Below are 15602 nucleotides of genomic sequence, written 5' to 3' on the forward strand. Positions count from 1 at the left end.
CCGGCGAGGACGGCGCCGCCGCCACTACAGGAAGGACGCCTGCAGCGGTGCGGCATCCACCGCGGCCGAGACCTCGCCGTTCTGCGCACGCTGGCGCAAGGCATGCTCCATCACGACCAGCGCCAGCATCGCCTCGGCGATGGGCGTCGCGCGGATGCCCACGCAGGGGTCGTGCCGGCCCTTGGTCACCACCTCGACCGGCTGGTTGTTCACGTCGATCGACTGGCGCGGGCTGATGATCGAGCTGGTCGGCTTGATGGCGATGCTCACTTCCAGGTCCTGGCCCGACGTGATGCCGCCCAGAACCCCGCCCGCGTTGTTGGTCTCGAAGCCGTCGGGCGTGATCGAGTCGCCGTGCGTGGTGCCGCGCTGCGTGACGCTCGCGAAGCCCGCGCCGATTTCCACGCCCTTGACCGCATTGATGCCCATCATCGCGTAGGCGATCTCGGCGTCCATCTTGTCGAACAGCGGCTCGCCCAGGCCCACCGGCACGTTCGACGCCGTCACGCGGATGCGCGCGCCGCACGAATCGCCGGCCTTGCGCAGCGCATCCATATACGCCTCGAGGTTCGCCACGTCGGCCACGGGCGCGAAGAAGGGGTTGTGCGGCACATGCGACCAGTCCTCGAACGGGATGGCGATCTCGCCGATCTGCGCCATACAGCCGCGGAACACGGTGCCGTACTTCTCGTAGAGCCACTTCTTGGCCACCGCGCCGGCCGCCACCATCGGCGCGGTCAGCCGGGCCGACGACCGCCCGCCGCCGCGCGGGTCGCGAATGCCGTACTTCTTCCAGTAGGTGAAGTCGGCGTGGCCGGGGCGGAACTGCTGGGCGATCTGCCCGTAGTCCTTGCTGCGCTGGTCGGTGTTCTGGATCAGCAGCGCGATCGGCGTGCCGGTCGTCTTGCCCTCGTACACGCCCGAGAGGATCTGCACCGCGTCAGGCTCGTTGCGCTGCGTGACGTGGCGGCTGGTGCCGGGGCGACGACGGTCGAGGTCACCCTGGATGTCGGCCTCGGTCAGGGCCATGCCGGGCGGGCAACCGTCGATGACGCAGCCGATCGCCGGGCCGTGCGACTCTCCGAAGTTGGTGACCGCGAAGAGATTGCCGAAAGTGTTGCCGCTCATGGGGCGGGATTATCCCCACAAAGGGTCGCACCTGCCCCAGCGGGGGGCATCGCCGGCACTAGGACACGCGGGCGTCCATCCGCTGGATCAGCTCGCCGATCTGCAGGTCGATGGCGAAGAGCCGCTCGTTGAGGATGGCCGTCTGCAGCCGCAGCGCCTCGACGATCGCCCGCGTCTGCGGATCGGGGGCCGTGTCGACCAGGACCGACAGCTCATGCAGCTTCTTGCGCAGTTCGTTGCTCATCGCGACTCCTCTCGTGGGTTCGGCACAGTATGGCGGCCCCGCGTGCCATCGTGCAACATCGCCGCGGGAACGCTTTATGCATGATGCGGCGCAGCATCCCCACCCTCGACGGAGATTGCCCATGTTGGATCGCACTGCCACCCAGTTCTCCCATGTGAAGCCCGGCGACACCGAGTTCGTGTCCGGCGGCCTGCGCGACTTCTTCCTCTACCGCGACCTCGGCGTCGCCGAAGCCACCAACGGCAAGGTCATCGCCCACCTGGTGAAGGCCAACATGGCGCCCGAGACCGGCACCGGCTGGCACCGCCACGAGGCCGACTTCCAGATCGTCATCATGACGAAGGGCTGGGCCAAGTTCATGTACGAGGACAAGGAAACCCTGGTCGAGGCCGGCGACGTGGTGCACCAGCGCCCGGGCATCCGCCACTACCTGTTCGACTATTCGCCCGACATGGAGTACCTGGAAATCGTCTCGCCGGCCGACTTCAAGAGCGTCGACTGCGAACCCGCCGCCGAGGTGCCCGCGCCGACGCCCTGGAAATGAGCGCCAGGTTTCAGGGATTCCTGAAACTCCGGTAGCGGGAGGACAATGGGCGCATGCCCGCGTCCCTCCCCGAACTCCCGCCCCTCAACCGCCAGTTCGTCGCCCACTTCGGCGAGATGGGCAGCAAGTGGGGCATCAACCGCACCGTCGGCCAGATCTATGCGCTGATCTTCCTGTCGGAGCGCGCCCTCAACGCCGATGAGATCGCCGAACTCCTCGCCTTCTCGCGCTCCAACGTGAGCATGGGCCTGAAGGAACTGCAGGCCTGGCGCCTGGTGCGCCTGCGCCACCAGCCCGGCGATCGGCGCGAATACTTCGAGGCGCCCTCCGACGTGTGGGAAATTTTCCGCGTCCTCGCCGAAGAGCGCCGCCGCCGCGAGATCGAGCCCACCCTGTCGATGCTGCGCGGCGCCCTGCTCGAAGAACCCACCAACGATGCCGAACGCCACGCCCAGAAGCGCATGCGCGAGATGCACGACCTGATCGACCGGCTGATGAAGTGGTTCGACGACGTGCAGCGGTTGGCACCCGAAACCGCCATGCAGTTGATGGGCATGGGGGCGACGGTGACGAAGGTGCTGGGGCTCAAGGACCGGCTAACCGGTGGCGGCAAGGACAAGAAAAAGGCCGGTTGACCGCCAGAGAGGCGCCCTGGCACTTGGCGCCCCTCGCCTGAGCCCTCGCCTGAAAACGCGGTGCTCTTACTTGCCGAACAGCCCCGTCACGCGCTGCCACAGGCGCAGCATGAACCCTGCGCGCTCCACGTCGGCCTGCGCCACCAGCGGCGCTTCGCCGACCGGCTTGCCGTTCGACTCCGCGACGATCTTGCCGATCACCGCGCCCTTGGCCACCGGCGCTTCGAGGCCCGGCTGGACCTGCACCGAGGTGCTCACTTTCTGGCCGCGTGGCACCGTCACCGTCCAGGGCGCCCCCAGACCCGCGGCCACCGTGTCGGCCTTGCCGAACGTGACCTTGGGCGTCGCGACGACCGCAGTGGGCTCGATCGGGTTGGCCTTCTCGAAGTTGGCGTAGCCCCAGCCGAGGAGCGTGCGCGTCTGGTCGGCACGCGCCTGTGCGCTGTTGGTGTTGAGCATCACCGTGATCAGGCGCATCCCGTTGCGCTTGGACGAGGTGACGAGGCAGTAGCCCGCCTCCTGCGTGTGGCCGGTCTTCAGGCCGTCGACCGTGGGATCGGTGTAGAGCAGCGCGTTGCGATTGCCCTGCTTGATGTTGTTGTACTTGAACTCGCGCTCCGCGTAGATCGGGTAGTAGTCGGAGCTGTCGCGAATAATCGCGCGCGCCAGGATCGCGAGGTCGCGTGCCGACGACTTGTGGTCGGGGTCGGGCAGGCCCGTCGCGTTGACGAAATGCGTGTGCGTCATGCCCAGGCGCTGCGCTTCGGCATTCATGAGCTTGGCGAAGCCCTCTTCCGAGCCGGCCATGTGCTCGGCGATGGCCTTGGACGCGTCGTTGCCCGACTGGACGATGATGCCGCGCAGGATGTCGATCACCGTGGCCTGGCTGTTGAGCGGCAGGTACATGCACGACTCGGTGCCCGAGCCTCGGCACCAGGCGTACTGGCTGACCGGCACGAGATCGTCCTTCTTGAGCTTGCCCGAACGCAAGGCCTGTTCGACCAGGAAGCTGGTCATCATCTTGGTCAGCGACGCCGGTGGCAGCGGTTCGTCGGGGTTGGCCGAGGCGAGCACCTCGCCCGAGTCGAAGTCCATCAGCAACCAGGCCTTGGCCGCCAGTGCCGGCGGCCCGCCAGCCACCGCGGTTTGACCCGCCAAGGGGGCCGGGGCAGGCTCGACGGCGGCCGATTTCTTCTGCGCTGCAGGCTTGGCGGCATGGGCGGCCGCGAAAGACGCTGCGCCGGGAACGAGGGCGCCCGTGGCGATGGCGATGGCGAGCGGCAGGAAAGAGTAATTCTTGAGTTGCATGGGCGTACGGGAAGCGGAAAGGCGATTTTGCCGGATCAAGTGCCCTTGATCTTGCCTGGAAGATCAGGAATCGCAGCGCAAGTTCAGCCGACCCCCTGCACACCCGACGCTTTGCTCAGGGCTTCTCCAACTTGTCCCGCCGAATAGCCTCGTCTTCCATCAGTTCGTACCACATCGCATTGAGCACCGCGAACGTCGCTGCCAGCGGCAGCCCCAGGATCCAGGCGAAGTACCACATGATCGATTCCTTGTTTCTTTGAACGTTTCAGTAGGCGTGGCCGCGCTCGTCGCGGATCGCGTCGGCATCGACCTTGCCCCACAGCACGTGGTAGACCCAGCTGGTGTACGCAATGATGAGCGGCAGGAAGATCGCGGTGGCGACCAGCATGTTGAAGAGCGTGAGGTGGCTCGACGACGAGTCCCACACCGTGAGGCTGGCGCGCGGGTCGATCGACGACGGCAGGATGAACGGGAACATCGAGGCGCCCACACTCAACACGATGCCGACGATGGAGAGGCCGCTGGCCAGCAGCGTGGCGACCTCGCGCCGCGCCCGCAGGCCGACCAGCGCCAGCAACGCACCCAGCAAGCCAAGCACCGGTGCAGCCCACAGCCACGGCCGCGCGGCGTAGTTGACGAACCAGGCGCCCGGCTGCAGTGCCGCCGTCTTGAGCATCGGGTTCGATGGGCCGCTGGCCGGCAGCGCACTGGTCACGCGGTAGCCGTCGATCCACAGCCACAGCGCGACGCCGGCCAGCGCATAGAGCACCAAGGTGGCGACCGCCGCCCAGCTGCCGTAGCGACGTGCACGCTCGGCCACGGGGCCGGCGGTCTTCAGTTGCAGCCAGGCCGCGCCGTGCATCAGCATCATCGCCACCGACACCAACCCGCACAGCAGCGCGAAGGGGTTGAGCAGGCCGAAGAAACTGCCGTCGTAAAAGATGTGCATGTCCGACGAGAAGCGGAAGGGCACGCCCTGCAGCACATTGCCCACGGCCACGCCATAGATCAGCGCGGGCACCAGGCCGCTCGCGAAGAGCACCGCATCCCAGCGCGCGCGCCAGGCCGGTTCTTCGCGCTTGCTGCGGAATTTGAAGGCCACGGGCCGCAGGATGAGCGCGACCAGGATCACGAACATGGCCAGGTAGAAGCCCGAGAAGGACACCGCGTAGAGCTGCGGCCAGGCCGCGAAGACCGCGCCGCCGCCCAGGATCAGCCAGACCTGGTTGCCTTCCCACACGGGGCCGACGCTGTTGATCATCACGCGGCGCTCGTGGTCGTCGCGCCCCGCGAAGGGCAGCAGCATGCCGACACCGAGGTCGAAGCCGTCGGTGACCGCATAGGCGACCAGCAGCACGCCGATCAGCAGCCACCAGATGAAGCGCAGGGTTTCGTAGGAGATCAGTTCACTCAAGACCATGACGGGTGCTCCTCGTTTATTCGGCCGCGCCGGCCAGGGGACTCGATGGCGCGCGCAGTTCGGGCGCCGCTCCGGCGCGGTAGGCCGCAGGCGGCGGCGCGGGGTGCTCGTCCGGCCCCTTGCGGATCGCCTTGAGCATCAGCTTGGCCTCGATGACGATCAGCGTGGTGTAGATCGCGACGAAGCCGGCGATGGTGATCAGCAGCGTGGTCGCGCCGAGGTTCGACACGGCCACCGCCGTGGGCAGCACACCTTCGATCACCCAGGGCTGGCGGCCCACTTCGGCCACGATCCAGCCGCACTCGGCGGCGATCCACGGCAGCGGGATCGCGAACACGGCAACCTTCAGCAGCCACGGGTGCGCGTCGAGCCGACGCCGTGTCGAGAGCACGAAGAAGGTGGCGGTCAACAGGATGAAGAACATGCCCAGGCCGACCATGATGCGGAAGGACCAGTACAGCGGCGCGACCGCGGGCACGGTGTCCCATGCGGCCTTGGCGATCTGCGCCGGCGTGGCCTGGCGTGGGTCGTCGACATAGCGCTTGAGCAGCAGCGCGTAGCCCAGCGCGTGGCCGTTGACTTCGAAGGTGTCCTTCGCATCGGCGGGCACGGCCGCGGTGCTGCCGGCGGCGCGGATCGTCTGCAGCGCGTCGTAGGCCTTGATGCCTTCGTGGATGCGTCGCTCGGCGAGCTTGACCAGGTCTTCGATGCCGGGGATGACGGTGTCGAGCGAACGCGTGCCGATCAGGCCCATCACCGCAGGGATGTGGATCGCATAGTGCGTCTCGCGCGCTTCCTGGTCGGGGAAGCCGAAGGCGGTGAAGGCCGCGGGCGCGGGCTCGGTCTTCCACATGGCTTCGATGGAAGCGAGCTTCATCTTCTGGTGCTCGGTCGACAGGTAGCCGCTCTCGTCGCCGAGTACGACGACCGACAGCGACGCAGCCAGGCCGAAGGACGCGGCCACCGTCATCGAGCGCTTGGCGAGCGCCAGGTGCCGGCCCCTGAGCACGTACCACGACGACACGCCCAGCACGAAGATCGCCGCGACCGTGTAGCCCGCCGACACCGTGTGCACGAACTTGGCCTGCGCCACCGGGTTGGTCAGCACCGCGAAGAAGTCGGTCACCTCCATGCGCATGGTCTGCGGATTGAAGGCCGAGCCGACCGGGTTCTGCATCCAGCCGTTGGCGATCAGGATCCACAGCGCCGACAGGTTGGAGCCGATGGCCACCGCCCAGGTCGTCATCAGGTGGCCGACCTTGCTGAGCTTGTCCCAGCCGAAGAAGAACAGGCCGACGAAGGTGGCTTCGAGGAAGAAGGCCATCAGCCCCTCGATGGCCAGCGGCGCGCCGAAGATGTCGCCGACGTAGTGGCTGTAGTAGCTCCAGTTCATGCCGAACTGGAACTCCATCACGATGCCGGTGGCCACGCCCATCGCGAAGTTGATGCCGAAGAGCACGCCCCAGAACTTCGTCATGTCGCGCCAGACGGTGCGGCCGGTCATCACGTAGACCGTCTCCATGATCGCGAGGATCACGGCCAGCCCGATCGTGAGCGGCACGAAGAGGAAGTGGTAGAGCGCCGTCAGCGCGAATTGCAATCGCGAGAGGGCAACGATGTCGAGGTCCATGGGGGTTCCTTTTCCTTTGTTCTTCGGTCTGGCTCAGTCGGGGCGCAGCGCGCGCAGGGCGGCGTCGAAGGCCGGGGTGCTGCGATGCAGGTCGGCCACCAGGCGGCCATGCTCGATGCGGATCAGCCGATCGGCCAGCGCGGCCTCGCGGCGCAGGTGCGTGGCGATGAGCAGCGTGCGGCCCTCGGCCCGGGCCGCCACGCGGCGCAACACGTCATGGGCGGTGACAGTGTCCACCGCTTCGGTCGCCTCGTCGAGCAGCCAGAAGGGAGCGTCGCGCAGCAGCAGCCGCGCCAACGCCAGACGGCGCAACTGGCCGCCGGAGAGGCCCAGGCCGCCCTCGCCGAGCAGCGTGTCGAGGCCGCCCGACGTGGCGCGCACCTCGCCCGCGAGGCCGGCGGCCTCGAGCACCGACCACAGGCGTGCATCGTCGGCCGACGCATCGGCCAGGCGCAGGTTGTCGCGCAGGCTGTCCTGGAAGACCTCGGAGCGCTGCGTGAGCAGGCAGTGCGACGGCACGTGCACGTCGCCCTGCGTCGGTGCGATCTCGCCGGCCAGCACGGCCAGCAGGGTGGACTTGCCGGCGCCGCTCGGCCCGACCAGCGCGACGCGCTCGCCCGCCGCGATGCGCAGCGAGAGGCCTTGCAGCGCCGGCGTGGCACTGCCGGCATGGGTGGCGTACACCTCGTGCAATGCCACGTCCGGCCCTGTCGCGGCGAGCGCCACCGGGGACACGGCGTCGGCCATGCGCGGCGCCAGCCGATGCACGGCGAGCCAGGTGCGCCCGGCTTCGAGCGCGCCGCGGCGCAGGGCCGCGAAGGGTTCGGTGGCGGTCAGGGCCACGAGCAGCGCCAGCGCGGCGGCCGGTGCGCCGATGGCGCCCTCGCCCACCAGCGCGCCGACCGCCAGCAACACGGCAACAAGCGTCAGCGTGCCAGCCATGCTGTAGACGGCACCAGCGCGCACATCGAGCCGGTTGAGCGCCAGTTCGGCACGTGCCAGGCGCTGGTCGGCCGCGGCGAGCGCCTCGCGCTGCGCATCGAGCCGGCCCGCCATCGCGAGCTCGGTCTGGCCCGACACCAGGTCCACGGCGCGCGCGCGCAACAGCTCGGTAGCCTGGGCACGCCGCATGGCATGCGGGCGCGCTTGCCGCGTGAGCCACAGCGCAATGCCCCAACCTGACATGAGCAGCCAGGCCGTCAGCGCAAGGCCCAGCCACAGGTTCATGAAGCCCGTGACCACGCCGGCCAGCAGCGCGGCGCCGAGCGCGGCGATGGCCGGCACGGCCAGGCGCAGGTACAGCGATTCGAGCGCGTCGATGTCGGCCGTCAGCCGGAACAGCAGCCGGGCCGGCCGGGCCATCAGCGCGCGCGCCGCCTCGGGCCGTGCCCATCCGCGGAAGAGGCGTTCGCGCAGGTCGGCCAGCGCGGCGAAGGTGGCGTCGTGCGTCACCAGGCGCTCGCCATAGCGTGCGCCGGTGCGACCCAAGGCCAGCAGCCGGATGCCGGCGGACGGCATGAAGACATCGAAGACGACGGCCGTGGTGGCGCTCAGCCCGGCCAGGGCCGTCGCCGTGATGAACCAGCCCGACAGTCCCAGCAGCGCCATGCCCATGAGCACGGTGAGCGCACCGAGCGCCGCGCCCAGGGCGAGGCGGCGCGGGGCGTTGGCGATGAAGGGCTGCAGCACGGTGCGCAGGTCGCGCAGGCGGCGATGGCGAGCGCGCGTCATGCGGCCGCCTGCGCCATCACGGCCGGCGCGTCGCCGAGCCGCACCACGCGCTGCATGCGCGCGGCGAGGATCGGGTCGTGCGTCACCGCGATCAGCGTCTTGCCCTGCGCCAGCCGCAGCAGCGCGTCGACCACGCGCTCGGCGGTGTCGGTGTCGAGGTGCGCCGTCGGCTCGTCGACCAGCCACAGGTCCGCCTCGGGCTGCACCGCCAGCCGGGCCAATGCCAGCCGCACGAGTTCACCGCCCGACAGGCCGCCACCGCCCTCGCCCAACGTGGTGGCCGGCCGTGCCTGCGCCACGTCGCCAAGCCCGGCGTCGCGCATGGCCTGCGCCACGTCGTCACGCCCGACGCCGATGCGCCCCATGGCCACGTTGTCATGCACCGGCGCCGCGAAGACGTGCGGGCGCTGGCCCATCCAACCGATCCGCCGGCGCAGCACCGATGCAGTCTCGTCGTTGAGCGACACGCCACCGATGGCGATGTCGCCCGAGTCGGCCGACATCAAGCCGGCGATCAGGCTCAGCAAGGCCGTCTTGCCCGCGCCGCTCGGGCCGGTGAGCGCGATGTGCTCGCCCGGCGCCACATGCAGGTCGAAGCCGTCGAACAGTGTGGTCTCGCCCCGGTGTGCGAAGTGCAGCTTGTGGATGCGCACCGAGGGCGCACCGCGTCGCACCACGGCCGGTGTCTGCGCGTTCGGGCGCCCCGGCATCGGCACGCCGGCCTCGGCCAACGCATCCAGCGCATCGAGGGCCGCCTCGCCGGCGGCGCGGTCGTGCCACACCGCCGAGAGTTCACGCAGCGGCTCGAAGAACGCCGGTGCCAGCAGCAGCACGAACAGCCCTTCGCCCAAGGTCAGCCGGCGCCCCCAGCTGCCAAACTCCAGCGTGCCGAGCAGGTGGAAGCCGATGTACACCGCGACCATCGCCACACCCAGCGCGGCGAACAGCTCGAGCACCGCCGACGAGAGAAAGGCGATGCGCAACACCGCCATGGTGCGACGGCGCAGCGACTGGGCGACATCGCCGAGGCGATGCGCCGTCAGATCCACCGCACCCAGCGCGCGCAGCGTCGCGAGGCCGCGCAGGCGGTCGAGCAGGAAGGCGTTCATCGCGCCCATCTCGACCATCTGCTGCTGGCTCGCCGCCTGGGCGCGCCAGCCGACGATGGCCATGAACATGGGAATGAGCGGCGCGGCCACCAGCAGGATCAGCGCGGCGATCCACGAGAAACAGGCCACTGCGACGAGGATGAAGATAGGCACCAGCATCGCGCGCCAGCGGGCGGGCTGGTAGCGCACCAGGTACGGCAGCACGGCCTCGGCCTGCTCGGCGATCACGCTGGCGGCCTGCCCGGACGCGGGCCTCGCCAGGTCGAGCGGCGAGCGCGCGGCCAGCGCGACAGCGACCTGTGCGCGCAACACCGAGAGCTGCCCGCGCACCTCGATGAAGAGGCCGCGCGCGCCCCACGCTTCGCAGACGGCGCGCAGGGCGCCCAGCGCCGCGATGCCGAGCGCCGACCATCCCACCGCGTGGATGCCCTCGCCCGCCCCCAGCCGCTCGACCGCCGAGGCCAGCAACGCCGCTTGCGGCAGCCAGAAGAGCGCAGCCCCGCCCTGCACCAGGCTGCCCACCCCGGGCGCCGCCAGTCGGCGCAGGCTGCTGGTCGACGGCATGGTCGAACCAGCAGGGTGGGCGGGAGACGAAGTCATCGGTTGCGCTTTCGAATTTTCAGTATTTCCTGAAACTTCATGAAGTTTAACGGAGATGGGCGGCGACCGCTTGCGCGCGCGCAAGTCGGCGCAGGCCCGGTTATGGCATGAAGGCGAGAGAAACAGGAGGCCTTTGCGGCCTTGAATGCCTATCCCCCGCGACGGAGGCCGGCGCGGTCACGGCGCAGGGCACGATGGGCCGCTTGATGCGGCCGCATCAAGCGGCGCTCAGCACGCCGCACGCGAGCAGGCCGGCGAAAAGCGCCAGCACGGCTTTCCACGTGGCAGCCCGCATCTCCACTTGCCGGTGCAGCAAGGTGCCGGCTGCCAACGACAACGCGAGCGCGACGGCCATGCCCCACAGGGCCGTCCACGCCTGGTCCGGCCACCAGTGGTCGACGACCGCGTTGGCCAGCAGGATCACCGGAAAGTGGATGAGAAACAGCGAATAGGAGATCTCGCCGAGGTGCACCAACGGCTGCCACACGGCGGGCCAGGCCGTCGGCCGCAGCCACTGCCGGCGCTGGGCCACGGCAATGGCCAGTGCCGCCACCAAGGCGACCGCGATGCGGCTACGCCAATCGATCGCCAGCGCACCCGCACCGAACAGCGCCAGCGTGAGCGCGGCCAGCCGCCATGTGCTGTCGCGCGTGGCGCGGCCGATCCAGAAGACCAGCATGCCGAGTCCATAGGCGCCGAAGAAGTAGAGCGCGGTGTCGTCGAGCGCCGCATCGCGGTTGAAGACCGCGAGCGATGCGGCAACGAGCCCCAGCACCAGCGCGACGGCCAGCCAACGTGCGCGCGCGGCGTCGACCTTCCACCGCCGCTCGAGCCAGCGCACCCACCCGAACGCCGCCAGCGCGAGCACGAAGAGCTGGAAGTCGATGGCCACATACCAGACCCCGGTCGACAGCGCGTCATAGCCCAAGAGGTCCTGCAGGAGCAAGGCATGGGCGACGAGTTGCGCGATCACCGGGGCATCGGGCACCGCCTCGTCGTTCAGCCAGGGGCGCACGAGCGCAGCGGCGACGACGCTGCAGGACAGCGCAGCCAGATAGGGCATGACGAGCCGCGCATAGCGGCGGGCCACGCGCGCCATCGGACGCTCGACGCGCAAGAGCCCGTCCGGCGCGAGGCTGCTCGCCGCCAGAAAGCCGGCCAGAACCAGGAAGATCTGGACGGCCAGCCGCCCGTGCTGCGCCAGCCAGCCGAAGAACGATGGCGCCAGCACCGAGGCGCTTTCGGCCATCGGGCCGTAACGTGCCAGGTGATGGCCGACGATCAGCGCGCAGGCCACGCCCTTGACCGCATCGAGCAGCGGCATGCGCGCGCCCGCCGGATCGATCGGCATCGGGACGCGCGGAACGGCTGCCATGCGGCGGTGGCGCGCGCCTAGAGCGCCAGCCGCTGGCGCGCCGCCTGGTACTCGCGCTTGAGCTTCTCGACGAAAGCCGCCACGCTGGTCACTTCCGTGATCGCGCCAATGCCCTGGCCCGAACCCCAGATGTCCTTCCAGGCCTTGGCCTTGCTGCCATCGCCACTGGCGAAGTTCATGGTCTTCAGGTCGCCTTCGGGCAGGTTGGCCGGGTCCATGCCGGCCGCCACGATCGACGGCGCCAGGTAGTTGCCATGCACGCCGGTGAAAAGGTTCGAATAGACGATGTCGTCCGAGCTGCCGTCCACGATGGCCTGCTTGTAGGCGTCGCTCGCGCGCGCTTCTTCCGTCGCGATGAAGGCCGTGCCGATGTAGGCGAAGTCGGCGCCCATGGCCTGCGCGGCGAGCACCGCATCGCCGCTGGCGATCGAACCCGACAGCGCGATGGGGCCATCGAACCACTGGCGGATTTCCTGGATCAGCGCGAACGGGCTCTTCACGCCCGCATGACCGCCGGCACCGGCGGCCACGGCGATCAGGCCGTCGGCGCCCTTCTCGATCGCCTTCTTGGCGAAGCTGTTGTTGATGATGTCGTGCAGCGTCACGCCGCCGTAGCTGTGCACCGCGTCGTTCACGTCGGTGCGCGCGCCCAGCGAGGTGATGACGATCGGCACCTTGTACTTCACGACCATCGCCATGTCGTGCTCGAGCCGGTCGTTGCTCTTGTGCACGATCTGGTTGATGGCGAAGGGCGCGGCCGGCTTGTCGGGGTTCGCCTTGTTGTAGGCCGCCAGTTCTTCGGTGATCTCGATCAGCCACGCTTCCAGCTGTTCCGCCGGACGCGCATTGAGCGCCGGCATCGCCCCCACCACGCCCGCCTTGCACTGGGCGATCACCATCTTCGGGTTGCTGATGATGAACAGCGGCGAACCGATGATGGGCAGCGGCAGGTTCGCGAGCACGGGGGGCAGCTTGGACATGAGGTCTCCGTCGGTTAGGTCGAGATGGCTTTTATAAGAAGGCGCCGGGCGCGCGCGTCGTCTGGGCGACAGCTATACAGAGTGCTCGGGCGGCGCGCAGGTCAGAAGGCATCGAGCGCCAGCGCGGTCACGCTCTCGGCGCCGTCGACGATGCTGTCGCGCAGGCCCGGCGCCTTGTTCAGGATGTGCTCCGCATAGAAGCGCGCAGTCGCGACCTTGGCCAGCATGAAGGCGACATCGGTGCCGGCCCGGGCCAGGTCTTCGGCGATCAGCAGCGAACGGGCCAGTTGCCAGCCGGCCACCAGGTTGCCGGCCAGCATCAGGTAGGGCACGCTGCCCGCGAACACGGCGTTGGGCGATGCCTTGGTCTGGCCCGCAACGAACTCGACCACCTCGACGAAGGCCTCGCGCGCGGCCTTCAGGCGCTTGAGCACCGCGTGCGCATCGGCGCTGTCGCGCTTCGCAAGTTCGGCTTCCGTCGACTCGATCTGCGCGGCGATGGCCTTGGCCGTACGGCCGCCGTCGCGCGCCGTCTTGCGGCCGACGAGGTCGTTGGCCTGGATCGCGGTCGTGCCTTCGTAGATCGTGAGGATCTTCGCGTCGCGGTAGTACTGCGCCGCGCCGGTCTCCTCGATGAAGCCCATGCCGCCGTGCACCTGCACGCCCAGCGAGGTGACCTCCAGGCTCATCTCGGTGCTGTAGCCCTTCACCAGCGGCACCATGAATTCGTAGAAAACCTGGTTCTGCTGGCGCGCCTCTGCATCGGGGTGGTGGTGCGACGCGTCGTAGGCTGCGGCCGCCACGCTCGCCATCGCGCGGCAGCCTTCGGTGTAGGCACGCATCGTCATCAGCATGCGCTTGACGTCGGGGTGGTGGATGATGGGCGCGCTGGCATTCATCGAGCCGTCGACCGGGCGGCTCTGCACGCGGTCCTTGGCGTAGGCCACGGCGTGCTGGTAGGCACGCTCGGCGATGGCGATGCCCTGCATGCCGACCGCGTAGCGCGCCGAGTTCATCATGATGAACATGTACTCGAGGCCGCGGTTCTCCTGGCCGACCAGATAGCCGACGGCGCCGCCGTGATCGCCGTACTGCAGCACCGCGGTGGGCGAGGCCTTGATGCCCAGCTTGTGCTCGATGCTCACGCAGTGCACGTCGTTGCGCTCGCCGAGCGAACCGTCCTTGCCGACCATGAACTTCGGCACCACGAACAGGCTGATGCCCTTCACGCCTTCGGGCGCGCCGGTCACGCGGGCCAGCACGAGGTGCACGATGTTCTCGGCCATGTCGTGCTCGCCGTAGGTGATGAAGATCTTGGTGCCGAAGACCTTGTAGGTGCCGTCGGGTTGCGGCTCGGCGCGGCTGCGCACCAGCGCGAGGTCGCTGCCGGCCTGCGGCTCGGTCAGGTTCATGGTGCCGGTCCACTGGCCGCTCACGAGCTTCTCGAGGTACACAGCCTTGAGCTCGTCGGAGCCGGCCGTCAGGAGCGCCTCGATGGCGCCATCGCTCAGCAGCGGGCACAGCGCGAAGCTCATGTTGGCCGAGTTCAGCATCTCGCCGCAGGCCGCGCCGATGGTCTTGGGCAGCCCCTGGCCGCCGAAGTCGACCGGGTGCTGCAGGCCTTGCCAGCCGCCCGCGGCGTACTGCGTGAAGGCGTCCTTGAAGCCGGGCGTGGTGGTCACCGCGCCGTCCTTGAAACTCGACGGGTTGCGGTCGCCCGCCACGTTGAGCGGCGCCACCACGTCCTGGTTGAAGCGCGCGCATTCCTCGAGCACCGCCTGTGCGGTGTCCAGGCCCGCGTCCTCGAAGCCGGGCAGCTTGGTGATCTCTTCGAGGCGGGCCAGGTGTTCGATGTCGAACAGCATGTCCTTGACGGGGGCGATGTAGCTCATGTCTTGTCTCCAGGATTCGGATGTGAAAAGGGCATCGCGAACGATGCCCTTTGTCGACGCAGGTGCCAGGCCTCAGAGGGCCTTGGTGAGTTCCGGCACGGCGACGAACAGGTCAGCCACCAGGCCATAGTCGGCCACCGAGAAGATCGGCGCTTCCTCGTCCTTGTTGATTGCGACGATCACCTTGGAATCCTTCATGCCGGCCAGATGCTGGATCGCGCCCGAGATGCCGGCGGCGATGTAGAGCTGCGGCGCGACGATCTTGCCGGTCTGGCCCACCTGCCAGTCGTTCGGCGCGTAGCCCGCATCGACCGCGGCGCGCGAAGCGCCCAGGCCGGCATTGAGCTTGTCGGCCAGCGGTGCCATCACCTCGGTGAACTTCTCCGAACTGCCCAGCGCGCGGCCGCCCGACACGATGATCTTGGCGGCGGTGAGTTCTGGGCGTTCGCTCTTCGTGACCTCGCGGCCCACGAAGCTCGACTTGCCGCTGTCGGCCACGCCTTCGGCGGTTTCGACCGCGGCACTGCCGCCGGTGGCCGCCGCGGCATCGAAGCCGGTCGTGCGCACGGTGATGACCTTGATCGCGTCGCTGCTCTGCACGGTGGCGATGGCGTTGCCGGCGTAGATCGGGCGCTCGAAGGTGTCGGGGCTGTCCACCTTGGTGATGTCGCTGATCTGCGCGACGTCGAGCTTGGCAGCGACGCGCGGTGCGACGTTCTTGCCGTTGGCGGTCGAGGGGAACAGGATGTGGCTGTAGTTCGACGCGATCGCCAGCACCTGCGCCGCCACGTTCTCTGCCAGGTTCTCGGCCAGCGACGGGCTGTCGGCGACGATGACCTTGCTCACGCCGGCGATCTGCGCCGCAGCCTTGCCGGCTTCGGCGGCATTGGCACCGGCCACCAGCACGTGCACATCGCCACCGCAGGCGAGTGCGGCGGTCACGGTGTTGAGGGTCGCGGGCTTGACGGTCGCGTGGTCGTGTTCGGCAATTACCAGTGCTGTCATG

General features: G+C 68.8%; 14 protein-coding genes. 2 read left to right on the forward strand and 12 right to left on the reverse strand.

Going from position 1 to position 15602, the window contains the following annotated elements:
• Window positions 1–24: 24 nt before the first annotated feature.
• Together aroC and QTH86_RS07640 are read right to left on the reverse strand one after the other, a co-directional pair.
• The gene (aroC, locus tag QTH86_RS07635) at window positions 25–1128 is read right to left on the reverse strand and encodes a chorismate synthase (RefSeq protein WP_286645273.1); all 1104 of its coding nucleotides are present in this window, start codon (window positions 1126–1128) and stop codon (window positions 25–27) included.
• Window positions 1129–1186: 58 nt separating this feature from the next.
• The gene (locus QTH86_RS07640; protein WP_286645272.1) at window positions 1187–1372 is read right to left on the reverse strand and encodes a hypothetical protein; all 186 of its coding nucleotides are present in this window, start codon (window positions 1370–1372) and stop codon (window positions 1187–1189) included.
• 121 nt (window positions 1373–1493) lie between these two features.
• Here QTH86_RS07640 and QTH86_RS07645 point away from each other — a divergent pair, with 121 nt between their 5' ends.
• Window positions 1494–1916 (forward strand): cupin domain-containing protein, encoded by a 423-nt coding sequence (locus QTH86_RS07645; protein ID WP_286645271.1) that lies wholly within the window; start codon window positions 1494–1496, stop codon window positions 1914–1916.
• A 53-nt stretch (window positions 1917–1969) separates the two neighbouring features.
• Complete coding sequence (locus QTH86_RS07650) at window positions 1970–2551, forward strand: GbsR/MarR family transcriptional regulator (RefSeq protein ID WP_286645270.1); 582 nt, start codon at window positions 1970–1972, stop codon at window positions 2549–2551.
• Between the two features lie 66 nt (window positions 2552–2617).
• Here the strand turns inward: QTH86_RS07650 and QTH86_RS07655 are convergent, their stop codons facing one another.
• From QTH86_RS07655 to QTH86_RS07700, 10 genes are all read right to left on the reverse strand, one after another.
• The gene (locus QTH86_RS07655) at window positions 2618–3859 is read right to left on the reverse strand and encodes a D-alanyl-D-alanine carboxypeptidase family protein (protein ID WP_286645269.1); all 1242 of its coding nucleotides are present in this window, start codon (window positions 3857–3859) and stop codon (window positions 2618–2620) included.
• 115 nt (window positions 3860–3974) lie between these two features.
• On the reverse strand, window positions 3975–4097 hold the full coding sequence (gene cydX, locus QTH86_RS07660) for a cytochrome bd-I oxidase subunit CydX (protein ID WP_286645268.1): 123 nt from the start codon (window positions 4095–4097) through the stop codon (window positions 3975–3977).
• Window positions 4098–4124: 27 nt separating this feature from the next.
• Entirely contained in the window at window positions 4125–5279 is a 1155-nt protein-coding gene (cydB, locus tag QTH86_RS07665) for a cytochrome d ubiquinol oxidase subunit II (RefSeq protein WP_286645267.1), read from the reverse strand.
• 16 nt (window positions 5280–5295) lie between these two features.
• Entirely contained in the window at window positions 5296–6909 is a 1614-nt protein-coding gene (locus QTH86_RS07670) for a cytochrome ubiquinol oxidase subunit I (RefSeq protein WP_286645266.1), read from the reverse strand.
• Window positions 6910–6942: 33 nt separating this feature from the next.
• Window positions 6943–8640, reverse strand: coding sequence for an amino acid ABC transporter ATP-binding/permease protein (locus QTH86_RS07675; RefSeq protein WP_286645265.1), 1698 nt, complete (start codon window positions 8638–8640; stop codon window positions 6943–6945).
• Window positions 8637–10349, reverse strand: coding sequence for a thiol reductant ABC exporter subunit CydD (gene cydD, locus QTH86_RS07680; RefSeq protein WP_444813607.1), 1713 nt, complete (start codon window positions 10347–10349; stop codon window positions 8637–8639). Before cydD ends, QTH86_RS07675 begins: the two co-directional genes overlap by 4 nt.
• Before the next feature lie 217 nt (window positions 10350–10566).
• Window positions 10567–11724, reverse strand: coding sequence for an acyltransferase family protein (locus QTH86_RS07685; protein WP_286645263.1), 1158 nt, complete (start codon window positions 11722–11724; stop codon window positions 10567–10569).
• 17 nt (window positions 11725–11741) lie between these two features.
• Window positions 11742–12704, reverse strand: coding sequence for an NAD(P)H-dependent flavin oxidoreductase (locus QTH86_RS07690; protein WP_286645262.1), 963 nt, complete (start codon window positions 12702–12704; stop codon window positions 11742–11744).
• Window positions 12705–12805: 101 nt separating this feature from the next.
• Window positions 12806–14596 (reverse strand): acyl-CoA dehydrogenase, encoded by a 1791-nt coding sequence (locus QTH86_RS07695; RefSeq protein WP_286645261.1) that lies wholly within the window; start codon window positions 14594–14596, stop codon window positions 12806–12808.
• A gap of 72 nt (window positions 14597–14668) precedes the next feature.
• Window positions 14669–15601 (reverse strand): electron transfer flavoprotein subunit alpha/FixB family protein, encoded by a 933-nt coding sequence (locus QTH86_RS07700; RefSeq protein WP_286645260.1) that lies wholly within the window; start codon window positions 15599–15601, stop codon window positions 14669–14671.
• Window position 15602 lies beyond the last annotated feature (1 nt).

This window comes from Variovorax sp. J2L1-78 (assembly GCF_030317205.1).
In the GTDB taxonomy this organism is placed as follows: domain Bacteria; phylum Pseudomonadota; class Gammaproteobacteria; order Burkholderiales; family Burkholderiaceae_C; genus Variovorax; species Variovorax arabinosiphilus.

Coding starts and splice junctions, on each gene's coding strand:
- QTH86_RS07640 (WP_286645272.1), bottom strand. CDS start 1,372: ATGAGCAACGAACTGCGCAAGAAGCTGCATGAGCTGTCGGTCCTGGTC.
- QTH86_RS07685 (WP_286645263.1), bottom strand. CDS start 11,724: ATGGCAGCCGTTCCGCGCGTCCCGATGCCGATCGATCCGGCGGGCGCG.
- QTH86_RS07655 (WP_286645269.1), bottom strand. CDS start 3,859: ATGCAACTCAAGAATTACTCTTTCCTGCCGCTCGCCATCGCCATCGCC.
- aroC (WP_286645273.1), bottom strand. CDS start 1,128: ATGAGCGGCAACACTTTCGGCAATCTCTTCGCGGTCACCAACTTCGGA.
- QTH86_RS07675 (WP_286645265.1), bottom strand. CDS start 8,640: ATGACGCGCGCTCGCCATCGCCGCCTGCGCGACCTGCGCACCGTGCTG.
- cydX (WP_286645268.1), bottom strand. CDS start 4,097: ATGTGGTACTTCGCCTGGATCCTGGGGCTGCCGCTGGCAGCGACGTTC.
- QTH86_RS07645 (WP_286645271.1), top strand. CDS start 1,494: ATGTTGGATCGCACTGCCACCCAGTTCTCCCATGTGAAGCCCGGCGAC.
- QTH86_RS07650 (WP_286645270.1), top strand. CDS start 1,970: ATGCCCGCGTCCCTCCCCGAACTCCCGCCCCTCAACCGCCAGTTCGTC.
- QTH86_RS07700 (WP_286645260.1), bottom strand. CDS start 15,601: ATGACAGCACTGGTAATTGCCGAACACGACCACGCGACCGTCAAGCCC.
- cydB (WP_286645267.1), bottom strand. CDS start 5,279: ATGGTCTTGAGTGAACTGATCTCCTACGAAACCCTGCGCTTCATCTGG.
- QTH86_RS07690 (WP_286645262.1), bottom strand. CDS start 12,704: ATGTCCAAGCTGCCCCCCGTGCTCGCGAACCTGCCGCTGCCCATCATC.
- QTH86_RS07670 (WP_286645266.1), bottom strand. CDS start 6,909: ATGGACCTCGACATCGTTGCCCTCTCGCGATTGCAATTCGCGCTGACG.
- cydD (WP_444813607.1), bottom strand. CDS start 10,349: ATGACTTCGTCTCCCGCCCACCCTGCTGGTTCGACCATGCCGTCGACC.
- QTH86_RS07695 (WP_286645261.1), bottom strand. CDS start 14,596: ATGAGCTACATCGCCCCCGTCAAGGACATGCTGTTCGACATCGAACAC.